The following is a 21,234-nucleotide window of genomic DNA, read 5'->3' as shown; positions in this document are numbered from 1 at the left end:
TCCACAATAAAAGAAAGACTTAACTTAGCTTTCTTCTAGCATTTTTACGATCTGGTTGGCTACCACTTTTGCACTTTGATCGTCAGTGCGAACGGTGTAATCCGCGATCTCTTCGTAAAGAGGGTTACGCTCACCAGCCAGTGATTCTAGTACTTCACGTGGATTATCCGTTTGTAGTAACGGACGTTTTTTGTCACGGTTAGTACGAGCTAGCTGTTTCTCGATAGTCGTTTCTAGGTATACCACAATACCACGTGCAGAAAGACGATTGCGGTTTTCGCGGCTTTTCACCGAGCCACCGCCCGTTGCCAATACGATACCCTGCTCTAGTGTCAGATCGTTGATAACCGCTTCTTCACGTTTGCGGAAACCCTCTTCACCTTCAACATCAAATACCCAAGAGATGTCAGCGCCTGTGCGCTCTTCAATAACAGTATCAGAATCCAAAAACTCCATGTGGAGTTGTTGAGCTAGGTATCGACCAATTGTGCTTTTGCCAGCGCCCATTGGGCCAACAAGGAAAATATTACGTTTCTCAGCCATGTTTAGCAGTAATTTACAACGTTAATTCAATGACATCGCCACAAGAATAATTCGGATGAATCCCGATTCAATATGCGCTTGTGGCACCAATTCCTCACAGATACTCGTGATAAGACCCGAAATTATCAAGGTATGGTGCCGCTATTGCAACTTTATTTTTAATCTAATTGCTCTGTCACTCGCGATCAATCTCCACCAGCACTACTGCAAGATAACCTTAGGTGTGACAAATATCAGCAATTCACGTTTACCCACGTTTTCATAGCTACGGCGGAAAAGCGCCCCCAATAAAGGTAAATCGCCTAACAGAGGAACCTTGTCCGTGGTATTGGTAATACTGTGTTGGAAGATACCGCCTAACACTACCGTTTCACCATTATTGACCAAGACTTGTGTACCGATGCGCTGAGTATCAATCGCAACCGCTTCTCCAGTGCCTGTTTTGACAATTTCGCCGGGTCTATCTTGTGTAACGCTTAAATCCAACACGAGACGATTGTCAGGCGTGATCTGTGGGGTCACTTTCAGGCTAAGCACGGCTTTCTTAAATGAAACCGTGGTCGCTCCACTGGAGGAAGACTCTAGATAAGGGATCTCCGTACCTTGCTCGATATAAGCAGGCTTCTTATTGGTTGTGATCAAACGAGGGCTAGAAATAATTTCCGCTTTTGATTCGCGTTGCAGTGCAGAGAGTTCGAGATCCAACAACAAATCCGACCCCAATTTAGCCACTTGGAAAGCAATACTTGAGGCGTTTGCAGAGGTCGCAGCAAGATTGACATTGAGGAAATCATCAATGGAGGCCGAACCGCCTTCACTGCCACTGCCGCCGCTACCTGAGTCACCACTGCCACTACCACTACCTGCATTGTAGAGACCAATGGTTGCAAGGTTGTTTTCGATTGAACCACCGACAGTTGTGCTGCCGTTGATGGAGGTGAAACCCCAACGTACACCAAGCTCATCAAGATTGCCTTCGTTCACCGTAACAATTCGCGCTTCAATTTGTACCTGTTTGACTGGGATATCCAACGAATTGATAATTTCTCGAATCACTTCGATGTTTTCGGGTAACTCACGCAACAAAAGAGAGTTTGTCCGTTCATCAATCGCCACACTACCACGCTCTGACAGCATGCTGACCGACTCTTTGCCATTGATCATCTCAGCGATGTCTGACGCTTTGGCAAAGTTGACTTTGATGATTTCCGATTTGAGGGAGCCAAGCTCTTCCGCCAGACGCTCTTTCTCAAGCTGCTGCTTCTCTCTCAAATCCAATTCATCTTGAGGAGCGATGAGCACAACATTGCCTTCAACACGTTTATCTAAACCTTTCACTTGAAGAATGATATCGAGCACTTGCTGCCAAGGTACGCCATCCAATCTCAACGTCACATTACCAGTCACGGAATCAGACACCACGAGGTTGAAGCCATTGTAGTCTGCGATAAGCTGCAAAACATTACGCACTGGAATATCTTGGAAGTTGATAGAAATCAACTTGCCTTCTTTTTCCAACACACTTTGTTCACGGGCTTCTTGTTCCGATTTGATGCGAGAAATTGTCACCTCGAGATAGCGTCCAGACAGACGATAGTCGTGACGAAATTCACCACTAACATTCGCAACAAGACGGGTTTTGGACACTTCTCTGAACACTTCGATACTTTCAACCACGGTCGAGAAATCTTTGACATCGAGCAGATAGAGCTGCTCATCTTTGACCGAGGTATTGATCAACTCGATGCTCAATCCTTCCGCTACCGGTTTCAAATCCACCACCGTTGCAGGCGTTGCCAATTCAACGATGATAATCGCATCTTTGGCAGCGTTGGTTCTGAAATCGATGCTCTTGAGCGCATTTTCTGCTTCAGATTGTGCGTTTGCAAAGGTGGTAAAGATGCAAACAGACAACAGGCAGACGAATTGGGAAAGCATTCCCGGAAACAATTGGATTTTGTTTTTCATCATCAACTCACAAATCACTAAAATTTCTTGCCTATCTCAATGCCAGTCTGACTTTACGTTGCTGCCAGCAACCTAAACCATCAGGAAGGGTTTCATTGATCAATATGTAAGACGGCGTTACTACGGTCACTTTGCCATTGTTCTGGCCGATAAATTGCCCTGGGTGAACTTTCTCCACTTTGCCTTGTGGAGTCTGTACGAGACCGGCAATGGTATTGCCACTCCCCATCACCCCTTTCAGACGCAATTGGCTAAGTGGATAACGCTCCAACTTGCCATTTTTAGCCCGTGAAGGTGGCTGCCAGCAGTCTTTCTTAACGACAGGTTGAGAGGCAATCACGGCTTCCTTAGGTAATTCAAAAGGACGGCGATTTTCTCGAGCTAAGTAATCAATCGGGATGTACTCGCGCTCTGGCTGTAACTTGGCCATTTCTTGACGTGCTTCCGATTCAACTTGGCGGATAAAACCTTCCATCGGTTCGGTATTCGCTCGACAACCCGATAGCAAGACCAGCACAGCGACGAGCGATAAACTACTTCTCATGGACAGCCTCCGACTTGAACTGATAGGTGTTCGCTTTTACTCGGAAGTGCAAGGTGCTGCTTTCCATACTCACTCGATGCCAAGTCACATCGGTAAAACTGATAATGCGAGGCAAGCGGGCAATCGCTTCAGAAAATTCACCGATATCGTGATAATCCCCGGTTAACTCAATATTCAAAGGCAGTTGGTAAAGGAAATCCTTGGTTTGCTTTTCCCCCCAATCGATACGTGTAAACGTGAGCTTACTTTGAATGCCGAGTTCATTGACCGACGCCAACATTGTCGCCAACTCCTTCTGCACGGGCAGTTGCTTAAGTAAGAATTCATAGCGCTGAGTCAGTTCATCAAGTTGCGATTGAAGTTGCGGCAAGGCAGCCACTTTGGTCGCCTTAATTCGAGCCGAGATTTTCAGCGTTTGCTCTTCTGTGACCATCCTTTGCAACACTTCCGTTTCCGGCTTGAGATAGAACCAATAACCAAAACCTTGAATGATCAACATCAGCAACACGACAACCGCCGCCTGCGGTAAAATCGGCCAATCTGTGATTTCATCAATATCGAGATCTTGCCAACTAGCCATGATTCCCCTCCTTGGCCAACGTATTGGCAGAATCGGCATGTTCATCAAACACAAAAGAGACGGTAAACGTCTGGAAGCTCTTACCAAAACGCTTCTTGTCATGAACAATCGAATGCATTTCCACTTCTTTTAGAAAGGTGGAACGTTCCAAATTATCCAACATGGTGGCGAGTCGAGCGGTACTATCGCTTATGCCAGCCAACTCAACGTCGTTGGTGTTCATTTTGATCTTGTCGACATACACCCCCTCAGGGATCAGTTCCGTCATCAAGTTCATAAATGCGGTGGTTTTGTTGCGTTCCGCTTGAAGCGACTCGACAACCTTGAGTCGAGCGAGGATCTGGCTATGCTCTTCCTTGGCAATGTTCATCGCTTGGATACGCTGATCCAACTGTGCGATATAGTGGGTAAGATAATCGAGACGCTCTTGCTGCAAACGTTGTTGGTATGAAAAGTACTGGCCAATGCCCCACTGAATACCGACCGCGATCAGGGCACCTAATGCGACCAGACTGACAAAACGACGTTTATGCTCCTCACGCTTGTGTTCACGCCAAGGTAACAGGTTGATCTTATGCTGCATGGCTATCCTCCAGCCACTGAATGCCACCAATCGCTAATCCCGCTGCCACCGAAAAATGGTGCCAATCAACAATACGGCGCTTTCTTTTCGCCGTTTTTTGCTCAAACAGAGCCAGAGGATTAAGGACTTCGCACTCCAAACTCAGCTTTCTCTGCAACGTTTCACTCAACAACGGAGTAATCGCGCCTTCACCGCAGATCCAGAGGCCATTCACTTTGCTTTGGCTATCCATAGATTGGAACAGCTGCAATTGCCGACGAACTCGCTCTGTCAGTTCTTTATTAAAGATGTCGGTTTTCTCATGAGCATCAGGAGAAGTCAGATCGTCGCCTATCGACGCATTGAGGTGAGACACCCCATAGGCAAATTCTTTAACTAAAGGCGGTTCGTTGCGACGCGACATCACCAAAGAGGAGGTGTCATAACCCACATCCAACAAGCAATAGCTAGCTTTATCTGGATGGCGCTCTGCCGCTAACGTTAAGATGTTGCACAGGCTATGCGCATGCACATCTACCAGCACGGGTTTCAGTCCCACTTCTTCTGCGACACGCACACGGCTTTCCACCACCTCTTTTTTGGTGGCGTAAACTTGATAGCTATGATTCGTTTTGCTGGTTTCTTCGACCAATTGGACATAATCAATCGATAATTCATCGACAGGAAATGGCGACTGATGTGCAAACGCCTGAAGGATAGCGAATTCTCGCTCTCGACCATCCAACTCCGCATCGATCGATAACATCTTACTAATCACTGAACTATCAGGCACCGCCAGTGCCACCTGATAACGGAAAAGAGGCAGTTCCTTCTTCAGTTCTTTCAGGCTATTGACAATTTCTTGATGATTCAGAGTGTGGTTATCTGAGAAAATACCGTCTTTAATGATTATTTCTTTGTACCCTAACAGGGCGTAGTGCTCTCCATAAGGTTTCAGAATGACAGCCTTGAGGCTACGATGACCAATATCAATTCCGGTAACGAACGGCTTACCCATCTCAAAACAGCTCCCATTTTCTTTAGCTCAGAGGTTGTTATTAACCGTCAAATAAGAGTTAATAGCAGCAGAGCTAACTTTTTAGCCTAGAGTACAAGGGTTTGCCGTCATACAGCCTCAACTAAACAGGGATTCTCCGGTGAAGTTCATAAAGCGTTTACTTATATTTGCATTAATTTGCATAATTCTTGGAGTCACAACAATTTTTGGCTTTTATCAGTACGTTAAGCCAGAACTGCCAGATGTGGCGACACTCAAAAATGTTGAGTTACAAACTCCGATGCAGGTGTTTAGCCAAGATGGGAAATTAATTGCGCAATTTGGTGAAAAGCGTCGCATTCCAGTGACCTACGACCAAATTCCTCAATCGCTGATCCACGCGCTGATCGCGACTGAAGATAGCCGTTTCTATGATCATTACGGTATCGACCCGATTGGTATTACCCGAGCGGCGTTAGTTGTCGCGATGTCAGGTTCCGCTAAACAGGGCGCAAGTACCATTACTCAGCAATTGGCACGTAACTTCTTCCTCTCGAATGAAAAGAAGTTAATGCGTAAAGTGAAAGAAATTTTTATCGCCATCCATATTGAGCAACTGCTGAGCAAGCAGGAGATCATGGAGCTTTACGTTAATAAAATTTTCCTTGGTTATCGCTCATACGGTTTTGGGGCGGCAGCTCGAGTCTATTTTGGCAAAGATTTGCAAGATCTCTCCTTAAGCGAGATTGCGACTTTGGCGGGTATGCCAAAAGCACCATCGACACTGAACCCTATCTATTCGCTAGAACGCGCAACCAATCGTCGTAACGTCGTCCTAATGCGCATGTTGGATGAAAAATACATCACCCAAGAAGAGTATGACGCAGCACGAGCGGAAACATTGATTTCTCAATTCCACGGCGCGGAGATCGAGGTCAGTGCTCCTTATGTGGCTGAGCTCGCGCGTGCATGGATGGTACAGGAGTACGGCGAAGAGAAAGCGTATACGTCCGGTATGAATGTCTACATGACCATCGACTCTAAGCTCCAAGCCGCAGCCAACAAAGCCGCGATTGACAACTTATTAGCCTACGATGAGCGTCACGGCTACCGTGGTGAAGAAAGTGTGCTGTGGAAAGCAGGCGAAGCCGCTTGGGATGAAGCGAAGATGGACGATCATCTGAGCAACCAACCGACTTACGGCGAATTGATTCCAGCGATTGTGACCAAGGTTGAAAGCAAAAACGCAACCATTTGGGTTAAACGTGAACAAAGCCAAACCATCGCATGGTCAGGCATGAACTGGGCGCGCAAGTTCATCACTGATGAACGTCAAGGCAGTGCACCAAACTCAGCCAAAGACATCTTAGCGCCGGGCGAGCAAATTTGGGTTCGCAAAGTAGTGACTACCGATGACAAAGGCGAAAGCCAGGAAAGCTGGCACTTAAGTCAAGTGCCTAACGCCAATACCGCCTTTATCGCCATGAACCCTGATAATGGCGCGGTACTTTCCCTCGTGGGTGGCTTTAACTTTGTTCACAACAAGTTTAACCGTGCCACCATGTCGGTTCGCCAAGTAGGTTCGAGTATCAAACCCTTTATTTACTCGGCGGCGATTGATAACGGCATGACTCTGGCCACGCTGATCAACGATGCACCAATCAACAAATGGGATGAGAGCCAAGGTACAGCATGGCGTCCTAAGAACTCTCCTCCGACTTACATTGGCCCAACCCGTTTACGTATTGGCTTAGCAACGTCGAAAAACGTCATGGCGGTTCGTACTCTGCGTGAAGTCGGGCTGGATGAAACGCGTGAATACCTCACTCGCTTTGGTTTTGAGCTCGACCAACTGCCACGTTCAGAAACCATTGCCTTGGGTGCAGGTAGCTTAACCCCAATGAAGATGGCACAGGGATTCTCGGTTTTTGCCAATGGGGGCTACTATGTAGAGCCTTATTACATCAGCCATATTGAAGATCCTTATGGCAATGTCGTGTTTGAGTCACAGCCACAAACCATCTGTCAGCAAGATTGCCCAGTGGCCACGCAAACCATTGTAGAGAATGAGAATGGTGAAAGCACCGAGAGCACTCAGCCATTTGCCAAGCAAGTGATCAGCGAACAGAATGCTTTTATCATGCGCGAAATGATGTACAGCAACATCTGGGGGGGTGGTAACTGGCGTGAAGGTACAGGTTGGAATGGCACAGGCTGGCGTGCACAAACGTTGGGTCGACGCGATATCGGCGGTAAAACCGGTACAACCAACGATTCCAAAGACGCTTGGTATAACGGTTATGGCCCGGGTGTGGTCGCGATTTCTTGGGTAGGTTTTGATGACCATAGTCGCACGCTCGGAAAAACCACCACTAACGCCAACTTAGATGGTAAACAAACCTCTGGGGCCGAATCTGGAGCGAAAACTGCATTGCCAGCGTGGATTGATTTTATGAAACTGGCTTTAGAAGGCGTGCCTGAACATGAAAAAGTGTTACCCGCGAATATAGTGCGTGTGCGCATCGATCGTGAAACCGGGCTATTAACCAACAAGACCGATGACAGCGCTATGTTTGAGTACTTCATTAAAGGGACAGAGCCGACTGAGTATGTTTCTAGCGTCGAGGAAGAAAGCATCTATTCCTCTTCCAGTGATGAAGAAGCGCTGTTCTAAGTTAGCCAGTCAAACACAAAAAAGGTTGCCATTTGGCAACCTTTTTATTTATTGGCGGAGCAGACAAACATTACTGCTCTGAACCGCTCACGAGTAGCTCTTTGATGGTTGCTGCCAACTGCTCAAAACGCGCACGCAGCGGAGAGCCTGGGCGATAAACCACCACGATTGTTCGAGAAGGCACCGGATTGACCGCTTTGATATAACACACGCCATCTTTTTGCTTCTCTTTTGGTACCGAGAGCTCTGGCAGCAAGGTAATCCCAGCCCCTGCAGCGACCATATTGCGCAAGGTTTCCAAGCTGGTCGCTTTAAAGCGTTCATCATCACGAGCACCTGCCGCAAAACAAAATCCTAACGCCTGATCGCGAAGGCAATGACCATCCCCAAGCGCTAATACGGTTTTTCCATTGAGCTCTAACATATCCAGCTGTTCGAGCGCAGCCCATTCATGATGGCATGGCACCGCAACACTTAATGGTTCGTTATACACTTCAATTTCTTTAAATGGTTCAGTCTCTGCTACCGATGCCAGTACTAAGCAATCGAGTTTGCCATCTTCGAGTTGTCGCACTAACTGTTGTGTTTGTGCTTCGTGCAAAAACAGCTCCAGCTCAGGGAAACGCTCTTTGAGTTGAGGTACAATTTTTGGCAATAAATAAGGCCCCAGCGTTGGAATAAAGCCAATATGCATCGGCCCTGTCATCGCCCCACTTTGACCACTTGCCATCTCTTTAAAGGTTTTGACCTCTTTGAGAATATTTTTTGCCTGCTCAACAAGTTGCAAACCAGCATCGGTAAAAAGCACTCGACGACTGCTACGCTCAAGTAGCGTTGTCCCTATCTCTTCTTCCAGTTTACGAATTTGTCCGCTTAGTGTTGGTTGACTCACGAAACACGCTTCAGCTGCTTTTCTGAAATGTTTATGCTCTGCCAAAGCCACTAGGTATTCGAAATCGCGAATGTTCATACCCACCTCAATAGAATATAGCTATCAAAAACATAACATCAGATTCTAATAACTATCAAAATTTTTCGTCGTGTTTAATGATGAGATGTTTCATCTTCATCCCACTCTCGACGCCAGAACAAAGGAAATTTGCCGCAAGCAAATAACGACCGCCTCACAGCGGTTTTTATTTCATATTGTACTTAAGTTTCCGTACGTTACTTTTATACTATACCCAATAGGCGGCAGGTTTTGTCATGAAACTTTACTCAATTTATCCATGGAATTGACCACATGTCATGTAACGATTGCTCTCAACACTGGTTTTGGAAAAAGATGGGGCGATGCCAGCGCTGCCTCGATCAATTGACCGTGTTGTCCGTTGTATGCTGGATCATTTGGTGGTTCGCATTCAGAGACAACCCTACCGCAATCGAATCAATTGCCCTGATCGTGGCCGGATTTGCTTTTAACATTTTGCTCTTTTTGCATTTATGGATGAAGTACGTGATTTTGCCTTGGCAGGCTCGCAAGCTCAGTGAAAAACCGCGTGATAAGCAGAAATAAAAAAACCCCGCTACCAATATCGGTGTCGGGGTCTTCCTAGATATTTCTAAGAAAAAGCAGTGGTAACTTTATAGACTGCACTGCTTTCTGATAGTTCCCATAAAATACGATCTTTTTTGATCTTTTTTATCGGCCGAACTAAATTCCCAATGAAATCAAACGCTATGCAACTTTAACCTGAGAAATAATCTGTTCACTTAGATTGAATTCGAGCGCGACTTCGTCACACGCATGCTGTCTTGGGCATTGATCGCAGTCTTTCAAGACTTTCTCAGGAAGCAGCGACTTCGAGGTTTGCACGAAGTTCTGTTTCAGGAAGAACTCAGGGGCACGAGTCAGCACAAACAGCTTTTTAATGGCCATGTCTTTGGCTTTATCAATCAGATACTGAACCACTGCCGTTCCCTGACCTTGTCTCTGCCAGCCCGCTTCGATGCCTAAAGAGCGGATCTCTGCCAAACCAGAATCGTAGATGTAAAGGGATGCACACCCGGTCACCAGACCTTGATGTTCCGACACCGCAAACAAACCGATATCGCGGATAATCTCGCTGCGTGTACGCGGTAAGTTTTCCCCTAAGTTTGCCCAGTAAGCCACCATGCTCTCTAAGGTTTCAATATCGGTGATTCGCGCAGGACGTACCTTAACTAAGGTCGTATCACGCGCAGCAAGGCGCTTGTCCGCTTGTTCAACCGCATACGCCACTTGCTTTGGAGATACCCCACCTAACGCACTGCGCTTTTCAAGACACGACTCTATGGTCAGAATTTGGTAAACATCGGCTTCAATCACGGGAGAGAAAGATTGCAATTGCTCAAGCGATAGCTCTTCAAGCGCACAGCCTTGTGCAATGGCCCCGACCACCGCAACACCAACAATGTGGTGTGCTTCGCGGAATGGGATCCCTTTGGCCACCAAGTAATCGGCCAGTTCCGTCGAGTTGGCGTAACCTTGTTTCGCCGCTTCAAGCGTACGCTCTCCATTGACTTTAATCCCATCAAAACAAAGCGCTGCCATCTCCATGCAATCGTTCCAAGTATCGAGGGCATCGAACAGCCCTTCTTTGTCTTCTTGCATGTCTTTGTTGTACGCCAGTGGTAAGGCTTTTACCGTCATCATCATGCCCGCAAGAGAGCCATACACGCGGCCCGTTTTGCCACGGATCAGTTCTAGCGCATCAGGGTTTTTCTTTTGTGGCATCAAGGACGATCCTGAAGTCACCGTATCGGCTAACTCAATAAAGCCCGACTCGCCAGAGTTGTAGAAAATCATGTCTTCCGCAAGACGAGATAAATGCAACATGGAGATCGAAGCAACTGACATCAACTCCATCACATGATCACGATCAGAGACCGAATCCAGTGAGTTGCGTGTCGCACGACGGAAACCCAAATCCTGTGCCAGTTGCTCACGATCAATTGGATAAGCGGTGCCCGCTAACGCTCCTGAACCTAACGGGCAGGTGTCAAGACGAGTCAATGCATCGCTCAATCTCGAATAGTCACGCTCAAACATTTCCACATAGGCCAAGCACCAATGTGCAAACGTCACCGGTTGAGCACGTTGTAAATGGGTATAACCCGGCAGGACCGTGGCTTGGTGCTGTTTTGCCACATTCACCATTTGCGTCTGCAATTTATCCAATCCTAACAGCAGCTGATGCCCTTGCTGGCGACACCATAATTTCAGGTCAGTGGCGACTTGGTCGTTGCGCGAGCGACCAGTATGAAGCTTTTTACCCAGGTCGCCGACTTTTCCAATCAGTTGTTGTTCAACCCACGAATGAATATCTTCTGCATCGGAGTGAAGAATTTGATGCGGATCTTCCATCACCTCAAGTTTTAGCTCGTTCAGCGCAAACTCCAGTTTTTGCTGCTCTTCTTTGCTCAGTACATTGACTGACAACAACGCCTTAGACCAAGCAATAGAGCCGACAATGTCTTGCTCGGCCAGTCGGTAATCAAAGCGAAGCGAATCGTTAAAATCTTTGAACCTGGTATCTGCCGCTTGGGTAAATCTTCCGCCCCATAATGCCATTGCGTCTCTCCTGATGACTATTGCTAACCGGTGTAAGTGTGTTGCTCGATCCCTTACCCATTCATGGTAAGGAATGCAGGTATTGTTATGTGCCCACGTTACGACAAACTCGCCAAAAAATAAAGTATAAATTCATTATTTTTACATATTTATTCATGAATAATTTTTAAGCCTCCCATACAAAAAGGCTCAGCAGATGTCTGCTGAGCCTTTCTTGTATTCAACAATAACCGCGCTGGTTATTTCTGGCTATTGAGTGCGCGAATTCGGCTAGAAAGTGAGTAAAGGCGGATAAAGCCGCCTGCGTGGCTTTGATCGTACACTTCATCTTCACCAAAGGTTGCAAACGCTTCGGAATACAAGCTGTTTTCAGAGCGTTTCTGTGTCACCGTAGCCATGCCTTTATACAGCTTCACCACGACTTCACCATTGACATCCTGTGCCAACTCATCTGCCGCAGCCATGATCGATTTACGCAGTGGTGTGAACCAGCGACCATCATAGACAAGGTGAGATGCTTTTAAACCCAGTTCTTCACGGAACTCAAAAGACGTTTTGTCCAGCACCAACTGCTCAACCGCACGCAGCGCTTCCATCATAATGGTGCCCCCTGGGGTTTCATAACAACCACGAGACTTCATGCCAACTAGACGGTTTTCTACAATGTCGATACGACCAACACCGTGTTTCGCCCCTTTTTCGTTCAAGTAAACCAGCGCGTTGTACGGCGTCATTTGCTCACCATCCACCGCCACAACTTCACCTTTTTCAACTTGCAGGGTAACGTATTCCGCTTCATTCGGCGCTTGCTCTGGATCGACGGTCCATACCCAGCAATCTTCATTCGGTGCATTCCAGGTACTTTCTAGTACGCCACCCTCAGTAGAGATATGCCACGCATTCGCGTCACGAGAATAGATTTTGGTCAACGAGGCAGCACAAGGAATGTTGCGCTCAGCCAAGTAGTCTAAACACTGCTCACGACTCACAAGATCCCATTCACGCCAAGGCGCAATCACTTTCAGATCAGGGGCCAATGCAGCGAAGGCGCCTTCAAAACGCACTTGGTCATTCCCTTTACCAGTACAGCCGTGACACAATGCATCAGCCCCCACTTTACGGGCAATTTCAACTTGTGCTTTGGCAATCACCGGGCGCGCCATAGACGTCCCCAAGAGGTATTTTCCTTCGTAGTAAGCGCCCGTTTTCAGTGTTGGGTAGATGTAGTCAGCGACCAATTCTTCTTTCAGATCGACGACATAACATTCTGAGGCACCAGAAGCTTTGGCTTTCTCTTCAATACCGACAAGCTCTTCTTCGCCTTGACCCACATCAGCAACAAAGGCTACTACTTCACAATCGTAGTTCTCTTTTAACCAAGGAATGATCACTGACGTATCCAAACCGCCTGAGTAAGCGACAACCACTTTATTGACATTTAATTTGCTCATTTCCATTCTCCATTTGTCTGGCCTGCACTCGGCGGTCAGTGCCATACGACTTCTTAATCTTGTTGAGTTATACCCTTCCTACTTGAACCTGCAGCGGTGTTGGCTGCATTCGTTCACTGGCACGCCAGCCCGGCCCAATCACATAGCGTATCTATGCTCATGGGGATTCACTCATTTGCCGCCTACCTGCAGCTTCAAGTTGTTTGGGTATAGCTGTTTCATTCAAATAGTTATGCAGGTAAAAACTGGGTACCGATACTTTCTCCGGCAAACAGTTTTTCCAGATTTTCTGGATAGCGCCAGGTTGCGACTTCAATCGCTCGCCCTAAATCGTTTGCGGCTTCTAAGGCTGCTTGGACTTTGACAATCATGCCATCGGTAATCACCTTACCGGCAATCAAGGCATCGGCTTCTTGTTGGTTTAAGCTCTTAATTAAGTGCCCTTTGCCATCAAGCACCCCACTCACATCAGACAGAAGGACCAGTTGCGCATCTAATGCCCCAGCCACTGCAACAGCAGCTTGATCAGCGTTGACGTTCATGAGCTGCCCCTGCGCTGTTAAACCAATTGAGCTGATGATCGGTAAGGCACCTGCGTTCAAAATCGTTTGCAACAGGCTTGAATCTCCTGGCGTCGCTTTGCCCACCGCTCCGAGCTCTGGATCCAACTCTTCAACCTGACATAAGCCACCGTCGGCAAGGCTTAATCCAATGGCATTCAGGCCATCCGCCATCGCTTGTCCTTGTAGCAATTTGTTCGCTGTCCCTGCGAGCGCGCCTGCAATCAGCGGAATTTGATCGTAAGGTGTTACACGTAAACCGTTTTTCTTCACTGTCGGAAGTTGTAACTTTTCCATCAGCTCATCCACCAGGTAACCGCCACCGTGCACAATCACGATTTGTCGCTGCTCTTTTTGTTGATAGCTAGCAATGGCTCCAAATAGTTGGCTCAAGGTTTGGCTGCACGATAGCGCCGCACCACCTAGTTTGATTACAAGAGGATTTAAGCTTGGTTGTGTCATCTTCTTTTCCTTACCCAAAGCGTTACAGCAAGGCTGTTAGTGGTGAAAAACCGTAATGAATATTTAGGCACTGCATCGCTTGGCTCGATGCCCCTTTTAAAAGGTTATCAATGGCCGAAATCACGATGATGTGTTGACCTTGAACCTTCCAGCCAAGATCGCAGAATGGGGTAAATTCGACATCCTGAATGCGTGGAATAACATCCCCTTTGAGGCGCACCGCAGGTTTTCTGTCATAGGCTTGCGCAAAAGCGTGCGCGACTTGTTCTTTCGTCACACCATCCTGCAACTTCATGGTGATCGTCGCCAAAATGCCACGTTTGAAGTTGCCAAGGTGAGGCGTAAAGATCACATCACAGCCAAGGTGGTGAACGATTTCCGGTTGGTGTCTGTGATTAAAAATGCCATAAGGCTGTAAGCTGACTTCACAAAAGCTATTGGTCATCGACGCTTTGCGACCTGCCCCAGAGACGCCACTGGTGGCATTAATCACTGGCCATTGATTGGTATCCACTAACTGAGAGACCAGCAACGGCTTAATTGCCAATTGTGCCGCTGTGGTGTAACACCCAGCAACCGCCACCAATTGACTGGCTTTAATGGCTTCTTCATTCCACTCAGCCAAACCATATGCCGCTTTGTCCAACCACTCACTGTGCTGGTGCGCAAAGCCGTAAAACTGAGTATAGAAATCATCCCCTTTCACACGGAATGCACCTGAGAGATCAAACACCTGACAACCTTGCTGCAAAAAGAGCGGAGCAAGGTCATGGCTGACTTCATGTGCCGTCGCTAAAAAGATCACATCCGAGTCTTGGGCTACCCCGAGCGGATCCGTTAGCGGCAACACGGGCATTTCAATCACACCCGCAAGTTTGCCATGCAGTTGAGAAATGCACTTGCCCGCATCAGTGCTATTGGCGGATACATACAAACCTGCTAGCGTGAGCTCTGGGTGTTTCTCTACCATCAGTGCCAATTCAGCGCCTGTGTAACCGCTGGCACCTATGATTGTGGTTTTTAACATCTCAGTACATCCGTAAACTTAAGAAAGCGTAAAAGTGACTATTCATATTTAAAAATTGCTTTATATTGATTTTTTATTCATTAAATATGAGTTAATATGTGTTTTACCTTTTTGTTACCCAACTGTCAACAGGGGAAGTGAATAATCTATGCAATTACCGAGTTTTCTTGATGTTTACCGTGGCTTAATTTCCACCTCATCCATCAGCTCTAGCGACCCAAGTTGGGATCAAGGCAACCAGGCGGTGATCGAAAAGCTCTCCGACTGGTTTGCGGCGTTGGGCTTTAATGTGGACGTCACCGAAGTCGAACCGGGTAAATACAATTTATTGGCACAGAAAGGTCAGGGAGAGGGCGGCCTACTGTTGGCTGGACACAGTGATACGGTGCCTTTTGATCAAGGCCGTTGGAGCTTTGACCCTCACCAACTCACCGAGAAAGACAATAAGTTCTATGGTTTAGGCACCGCCGATATGAAAGGCTTCTTTGCCTTTATTTATGAAGCCGCCAAACGCATGGATTGGAAAGGACAAAATAAACCCCTTTATGTGCTGGCGACGTGTGATGAAGAGACCACCATGCTCGGTGCGCGCCACTTTAGTGCGCATACCCCCTTTAAACCTGACTACTGCATCATTGGCGAACCGACGAGTTTAGTGCCTGTTCGTGGGCACAAAGGCCATGTCGCCAATGTCGTACGAGTCACAGGGAAATCGGGCCACTCCTCTGATCCATCATTAGGGGTCAATGCCATCGAGATCATGCATGAAGTCCTGTTCGTGCTGATGCAACTGCGTGATACGTTAATCAAACAGTATCATAACCCTGGGTTTGCTATCCCATCTCCCACTCTTAACCTTGGCCATATTCATGGGGGCGATAGTGCCAACCGCATCTGCGGTTGCTGTGAGTTGCATTATGACGTAAGACCTCTTCCTGGCATTAGCCTCGACGGTTTGGATAATCTGCTGCGTGGGGCACTAAAAGAGGTGGAAGCAAAATGGCCGGGACGGATTGAGATCGTGCCACTGCACGAGCCAATCCCTGGTTACGAGTGCCAACATGATCATCCATTTATTCATGGCATAGAAGATCTCTGTGGTACACCATCACAAACCGTGAACTACTGTACCGAAGCGCCATTTTTGCAGCAGCTCTGCCCCACATTGGTGCTGGGTCCGGGCTCTATCGACCAAGCTCACCAGCCAGATGAGTTCTTGGCGTTTGACTTTATCGACCCGACGATTGACGTGCTCAGTAAAGCAATGCGCAAATACTGTTTTTAGCTGCATGTCGGCAGAGTTGCCTTGCGCCACTCTGCCTTATAAATTGTAATAAATTTTCAATATCGTTTATTTACAAAGCAATACTTTGCTTTAAGTCAGAACAGCGAGCGAATATTTGCAAACTTAGTCTGCTTTATTTGACTAAATATATTAAATTTCGCTAGATTGGTGGCTTAACAAGGAACAATGGATGTAATTTTTTTACGAGGCAGGATGACAATGAACGAGAAATACGCCGCGCTCAAGAGTAATGTCAGCATGTTGGGGCACTTATTGGGTAACACCATTCAAGAAGCCCATGGCGACGAAATCTTAGAGAAGGTGGAGACCATTCGTAAGCTCTCCAAATCTGCCCGCGCAGGCAATCAGGCTGATCGTAACAACCTGATTGAAGAAATCAAAAGCCTGCCAGATGAGCAACTCACCCCGGTGGCTCGCGCTTTTAACCAATTTCTGAATTTGACCAACATTGCCGAGCAATACCACACCATCTCTCGCCATTGCGATGCACACGTGTGTGAGCCGGATGCGATCAATACGCTGTTTGCTAAGCTTGGTCAAAACGGCATCAATAAACTCGATACCGCCCAAGCGATTCGTGAATTGAACATTGAACTGGTGCTGACTGCGCACCCGACGGAAATCACGCGCCGCACCATGATCAATAAACTGGTCAAAATCAACGAATGCCTGTCTAAATTAGAGCTGAGCGATCTTTCTTACAAAGAGCGCCACAAGACAGAAAAACGCCTCGAGCAACTTATCGCACAAAGCTGGCACTCAGACGTGATTCGCAAACAGCGCCCAACACCACTCGATGAAGCGAAGTGGGGGTTTGCCGTAGTGGAAAATTCACTCTGGGAAGCAGTGCCAGATTTTCTACGCGAACTCGATGAAAAGCTCAAAGACTATCTAGACCAAGGCTTGCCAATCGATGCTCGCCCTGTTCACTTCTCATCTTGGATGGGTGGTGACCGAGATGGCAACCCGTTTGTGACCCATACTGTGACACGTGAAGTGTTGCTACTCTCGCGCTGGAAAGCGGCGGATCTTTACCTCAAAGACATCAATGAGTTGATCAGCGAGCTGTCAATGACCAAGTGCAATGACACCGTTCGTCAATTGGCAGGTGAAGATGAACACGAGCCTTATCGTGCCATCCTGAAACAACTGCGCACGCTGCTGAGTGATACCAAAGAGATCCTGGATGCGAAAATTAACGGCCAGAAGCTGGCAGTAAAAGCGCCGCTGCAAAGTGTTGAGCAACTTTGGGATCCTCTTTTCGCTTGTTATCAGTCACTACGCGAATGTGGCATGAGCATGATCGCCGAAGGCTCACTACTCGATACACTACGTCGCGTCAAAGCGTTTGGTGTGCATCTGGTTCGCTTGGACATTCGCCAAGAAAGTACTCGTCACGCTGATGTCCTTTCTGAACTGACACGTTACTTAGGCATTGGTGATTACAATCACTGGAGCGAACAAGACAAAATTGCGTTCTTGACCAATGAATTGGCATCGAAGCGCCCATTGCTACCACGTGACTGGCAACCTTCAGAGCCAGTGAAAGAAGTGCTCGATACGTGCAAAATCATTGCCGCGCAATCTCGTGAAGCGTTTGGTGCTTACGTCATCTCGATGGCCAAGACTGCCTCTGATGTACTCGCGGTGCATCTACTGCTGCAAGAATCAGGCTGTCCTTATCGCATGGATGTTTGTCCGCTGTTTGAAACTCTCGACGATCTAAACAACGCCGAAGCGGTGATCAAACAATTGATGAGCATTGACCTCTATCGTGGCTTTATTCAAAACCATCAAATGGTGATGATCGGTTATTCCGACTCAGCAAAAGACGCCGGCGTAATGGCGGCGGGTTGGGCCCAATACCACGCAATGGAAGCCTTAGTGAACGTTGCTGAACAAGAAGGCATTGAGCTGACCTTATTCCACGGCCGTGGCGGTACCATTGGTCGTGGTGGTGCACCCGCTCATGCAGCGCTGCTCTCTCAACCACCAAAGAGCTTGAAAGGCGGCCTACGCGTCACCGAACAAGGTGAGATGATTCGCTTTAAACTCGGTTTGCCTGATGTAGCCGTTAATAGCTTCAACATGTACGCCAGTGCGATCCTTGAAGCTAATTTGCTACCACCACCAGAGCCAAAACAAGAGTGGCGCGATCTGATGGAAGTGCTGTCGCAAGTAAGCTGTGAAGCCTACCGCAGTGTGGTTCGTGGTGAGCCAGACTTTGTCCCTTACTTCCGCCAAGCAACACCTGAGCTGGAGTTGGGTAAACTGCCTCTAGGCTCTCGCCCTGCCAAGCGTAACCCAAATGGTGGCGTGGAAAGCCTACGTGCGATTCCTTGGATTTTCTCTTGGAGCCAAAACCGCTTGCTATTGCCTGCGTGGTTAGGTGCTGGTGAAGCGATTCAGTACTCGATTGACAAAGGCCATCAAGCGCTTTTGGAAGAAATGTGCCGTGAATGGCCATTTTTCTCCACGCGTTTGGGCATGCTTGAGATGGTGTACCTCAAGTGTAACAGTGAGATTTCTCGTTACTATGATGAACGTCTCGCCGACAAATCGCTGCTACCTCTTGGTGATCGTTTACGTGATCAGCTGCAAAGCGACATCAAAGCCGTGCTTAACGTCGAAAACAACGAGAACTTGATGCAAAGCGATCCTTGGGGTCAAGAGTCTATTCGACTACGTAATATCTACATCGAACCGTTGAATATGCTTCAAGCAGAACTGCTTTACCGCACTCGTCAAGCAGGCGTGGTATCGGAAGCGCTTGAAGAAGCGTTGATGGTGACCATCGCGGGTATCGCCGCAGGTATGCGTAACACAGGTTAAGTTCATTGAGACGTAAAAGAGCTGGCGACTTACGCCAGCTCTTTTGGTTTTGGAAACCATCCAATTCCACTCTCATTCTTCAATGGCCTCATGCCATTTTTCCTCTTGCAACTGACATTCTCTCCCCACTTCTCTCATTAAGCGGAAAGCATCATCAGGCGTTTCAAGAACTCATTTCAGCCACAATTCATCCTTGCTGGCATTTTATAAAAATTACTCATTCTGTGCTCTAGATCACCATCACCATGTAAGCGCAACAACAAAAAACTAGAATATTAAGCTAGATTAAAAACGAAATGACGCACATTTAAAGCGTGTTATTCTACCAAAATTCACTATTGAGCATTTTGTTAGTTTTTTGGGTAATATTGTCCTGCTATTCCACTTTATGCTTATTATTTAGATATACTACTCATCCGCTGCGGATCACACATCAAAATATTATTTCTGCAGCCTGATGGAATCGCTCCATCCACCCTAGGTGATAAACGGCTTTAAAGGTGACAGGACCAACATTGTTGGTGCTGACTGCACATAAACAAATTGCATCAACAAGAATGTAAACGCCGTGCAGGCAGCTTGTTCATAAGTTTATTGACCATTTGGATTGAAGACATGTCATTACCACACGTAATTCTAACCGTTTTAAGCACTCGTGATGCGACCGGTTACGATATCACTAAAGAATTCTCCGCTTCTATCGGCTACTTTTGGAAAGCAAGTCACCAACAGGTGTACCGTGAGCTGAATAAAATGGCAGAGAAAGAGCTGGTAACTTGTGTATTGGAACCGCAAGAAGGCAAGCCGGATCGCAAAGTTTATTCAATTACCGACGCTGGACGCTCAGCATTAGGTGAGTGGTTTGATCAACCGACAGCCCACCCAACTGTACGCGACGAGTTTTCAGCAAAACTGATGGCTTGCTCAGTACAACCCTCTGCACCTTACCGCGCTCAGCTTGCTGAGTTAGTAGAAGAGTCCCGCAAGCTAGTCTCACACTACAAAGAAATTGAAGCCGCTTACTACGCGACACCATCGACACTGGATAAGCAAGGCCGCCTAGAGCGCCTCACCTTGCGCCGTAATTTGATGATGCGTGAAGCTTGGGTACGCTGGGCAGAAGAAGTGTTAGCCGAACTGGATATCCTCGGCTAATCCACCAGCCACATACACTAGACAATGTGGCGGTGATGATTTGAAATAGCAAAACGGCTCCTGATAAGGGAGCCGTTTTTATATGAGGGAGAGATAGAAAGTCAACTTATGCTTTCTTTGGACGAACCCCTAAGGTATGACAAAGCGCGTAAGTCATTTCTGCACGGTTTAAGGTATAGAAGTGGAAATCTTTCACGCCTTCACGACTGAGGATACGAACCATATCAATGGCCTGACTTGCACCCACAAGCTGACGCGTCACAGGATCATCATCTAAGCCTTCAAACTGCTTTGCCATCCATCCAGGCACTTTAACGTTATTCTGCGCAGCAAAGCGAGAAGCTTGTTTGAAGTTAGAAACTGGCAGAATGCCAGGGACAATTTCAACGTCAATGCCCGCAGCAACACAGCGGTCACGGAAACGTAAGTAGCTTTCTACATCAAAAAAGAACTGTGTGATTGCACGGTTTGCCCCAGCATCCACTTTACGTTTTAGATTGAGTAGATCCGCTTGAGCACTTTTCGCTTCTGGATGCACTTCTGGGAACGCTGCCACTGAAATATCAAAATCGTGCAATGACTTGAGTAGCGTCACCAAATCCGACGCATACATATCTGGCGCACCACCACCAGGAGGAATATCACCTCGCAGTGCCACGATGTTTTTAATGCCGTTCGCCCAATAGTCGTTGGCAATATTGATCAACTCTTCGCGGCTGGCATCAATACAGGTTAAGTGTGGGGCTGCAACTAAGCCTGTCTGCGCTTTAATCTCTTTAATGATTGAGTGTGTGCGATCACGCTCACCTGAATTCGCACCGTAAGTCACAGAAACAAACTTAGGTTGCAGTGTTTTCAAACGATGCACCGAATTCCACAACGTTTCTTCCATTTGCGGCGTACTTGGCGGAAAAAACTCAAACGAAACGTTGATATTGTCTGATAACTCAGCGATATTCTGATTTAAAGCGTCGATATGACTAGCGTGCGTGTATCCCATCTTACTCTCCCTGTGACCCT

At 47.3% G+C, this 21,234-nt stretch carries 17 protein-coding genes; 5 read left to right on the top strand and 12 right to left on the bottom strand.

The features are described from left to right. Nucleotides 1-24 precede the first annotated feature (24 nt). From aroK to pilM, 6 genes are all read right to left on the bottom strand, one after another. A complete protein-coding gene (aroK, locus tag PQQ36_RS19680) occupies nucleotides 25-543 on the bottom strand; it encodes a shikimate kinase AroK (RefSeq protein WP_011079357.1) in 519 nt (172 codons plus the stop codon). A gap of 201 nt (nucleotides 544-744) precedes the next feature. After that, nucleotides 745-2,529: a type IV pilus secretin PilQ gene (locus PQQ36_RS19675; protein WP_011079356.1), complete on the bottom strand. Its 1,785-nt coding sequence runs from the start codon at nucleotides 2,527-2,529 to the stop codon at nucleotides 745-747. A gap of 13 nt (nucleotides 2,530-2,542) precedes the next feature. After that, nucleotides 2,543-3,055: a pilus assembly protein PilP gene (locus PQQ36_RS19670; RefSeq protein ID WP_011079355.1), complete on the bottom strand. Its 513-nt coding sequence runs from the start codon at nucleotides 3,053-3,055 to the stop codon at nucleotides 2,543-2,545. Next, the gene (locus PQQ36_RS19665) at nucleotides 3,045-3,635 is read right to left on the bottom strand and encodes a type 4a pilus biogenesis protein PilO (protein WP_011079354.1); all 591 of its coding nucleotides are present in this window, start codon (nucleotides 3,633-3,635) and stop codon (nucleotides 3,045-3,047) included. The genes PQQ36_RS19670 and PQQ36_RS19665 overlap by 11 nt, the downstream gene beginning before the upstream one ends. Further along, on the bottom strand, nucleotides 3,628-4,218 hold the full coding sequence (locus PQQ36_RS19660; protein ID WP_011079353.1) for a PilN domain-containing protein: 591 nt from the start codon (nucleotides 4,216-4,218) through the stop codon (nucleotides 3,628-3,630). The genes PQQ36_RS19665 and PQQ36_RS19660 overlap by 8 nt, the downstream gene beginning before the upstream one ends. After that, nucleotides 4,208-5,215 carry a type IV pilus assembly protein PilM gene (pilM, locus tag PQQ36_RS19655; protein ID WP_011079352.1) on the bottom strand — a complete coding sequence of 336 codons (1,008 nt, stop codon included), beginning with the start codon at nucleotides 5,213-5,215 and terminating at the stop codon, nucleotides 4,208-4,210. The genes PQQ36_RS19660 and pilM overlap by 11 nt, the downstream gene beginning before the upstream one ends. A gap of 139 nt (nucleotides 5,216-5,354) precedes the next feature. On the opposite strand from pilM, the gene PQQ36_RS19650 reads away from it, so the two are divergent. Then, nucleotides 5,355-7,868, top strand: a complete 2,514-nt coding sequence (locus tag PQQ36_RS19650) for a penicillin-binding protein 1A (RefSeq protein ID WP_011079351.1) — start codon at nucleotides 5,355-5,357, stop codon at nucleotides 7,866-7,868. 70 nt (nucleotides 7,869-7,938) lie between these two features. On the opposite strand, the gene oxyR is transcribed toward PQQ36_RS19650, so the two are convergent. After that, a complete protein-coding gene (oxyR, locus tag PQQ36_RS19645) occupies nucleotides 7,939-8,838 on the bottom strand; it encodes a DNA-binding transcriptional regulator OxyR (RefSeq protein WP_011079350.1) in 900 nt (299 codons plus the stop codon). A gap of 273 nt (nucleotides 8,839-9,111) precedes the next feature. Here oxyR and PQQ36_RS19640 point away from each other — a divergent pair, with 273 nt between their 5' ends. Beyond that, nucleotides 9,112-9,384 (top strand): DUF3624 domain-containing protein, encoded by a 273-nt coding sequence (locus PQQ36_RS19640; protein WP_045620685.1) that lies wholly within the window; start codon nucleotides 9,112-9,114, stop codon nucleotides 9,382-9,384. Between the two features lie 162 nt (nucleotides 9,385-9,546). Here PQQ36_RS19640 and argH read toward each other — a convergent pair whose 3' ends face one another. The 4 genes from argH to argC form a co-directional block, all read right to left on the bottom strand. After that, nucleotides 9,547-11,421, bottom strand: coding sequence for an argininosuccinate lyase (gene argH, locus PQQ36_RS19635; RefSeq protein ID WP_011079348.1), 1,875 nt, complete (start codon nucleotides 11,419-11,421; stop codon nucleotides 9,547-9,549). Nucleotides 11,422-11,660: 239 nt separating this feature from the next. Then, complete coding sequence (locus PQQ36_RS19630; RefSeq protein ID WP_011079347.1) at nucleotides 11,661-12,872, bottom strand: argininosuccinate synthase; 1,212 nt, start codon at nucleotides 12,870-12,872, stop codon at nucleotides 11,661-11,663. 230 nt (nucleotides 12,873-13,102) lie between these two features. Continuing rightward, nucleotides 13,103-13,894, bottom strand: coding sequence for an acetylglutamate kinase (gene argB / locus PQQ36_RS19625; RefSeq protein WP_011079346.1), 792 nt, complete (start codon nucleotides 13,892-13,894; stop codon nucleotides 13,103-13,105). A gap of 22 nt (nucleotides 13,895-13,916) precedes the next feature. Then, the gene (argC, locus tag PQQ36_RS19620) at nucleotides 13,917-14,921 is read right to left on the bottom strand and encodes an N-acetyl-gamma-glutamyl-phosphate reductase (protein ID WP_013571029.1); all 1,005 of its coding nucleotides are present in this window, start codon (nucleotides 14,919-14,921) and stop codon (nucleotides 13,917-13,919) included. 148 nt (nucleotides 14,922-15,069) lie between these two features. Between argC and argE the strand changes: the two genes are divergently transcribed. The 3 genes from argE (at nucleotide 15,070) to PQQ36_RS19605 (ending at nucleotide 20,214) form a co-directional block, all read left to right on the top strand. Next, a complete protein-coding gene (argE, locus tag PQQ36_RS19615) occupies nucleotides 15,070-16,206 on the top strand; it encodes an acetylornithine deacetylase (protein WP_273662275.1) in 1,137 nt (378 codons plus the stop codon). A 219-nt stretch (nucleotides 16,207-16,425) separates the two neighbouring features. Beyond that, nucleotides 16,426-19,059 (top strand): phosphoenolpyruvate carboxylase, encoded by a 2,634-nt coding sequence (gene ppc / locus PQQ36_RS19610; protein WP_026130595.1) that lies wholly within the window; start codon nucleotides 16,426-16,428, stop codon nucleotides 19,057-19,059. 615 nt (nucleotides 19,060-19,674) lie between these two features. Further along, nucleotides 19,675-20,214, top strand: coding sequence for a PadR family transcriptional regulator (locus tag PQQ36_RS19605; RefSeq protein ID WP_013571025.1), 540 nt, complete (start codon nucleotides 19,675-19,677; stop codon nucleotides 20,212-20,214). A gap of 106 nt (nucleotides 20,215-20,320) precedes the next feature. Here the strand turns inward: PQQ36_RS19605 and metF are convergent, their stop codons facing one another. Beyond that, a complete protein-coding gene (gene metF / locus PQQ36_RS19600) occupies nucleotides 20,321-21,214 on the bottom strand; it encodes a methylenetetrahydrofolate reductase (protein ID WP_011079341.1) in 894 nt (297 codons plus the stop codon). Between the last annotated feature and the right edge of the window lie 20 nt (nucleotides 21,215-21,234).

The organism is Vibrio sp. CCUG 15886, from assembly GCF_028570825.1.
In the GTDB taxonomy this organism is placed as follows: domain Bacteria; phylum Pseudomonadota; class Gammaproteobacteria; order Enterobacterales; family Vibrionaceae; genus Vibrio; species Vibrio vulnificus_B.
This window is presented reverse-complemented; position numbering and strand designations above follow the sequence as displayed.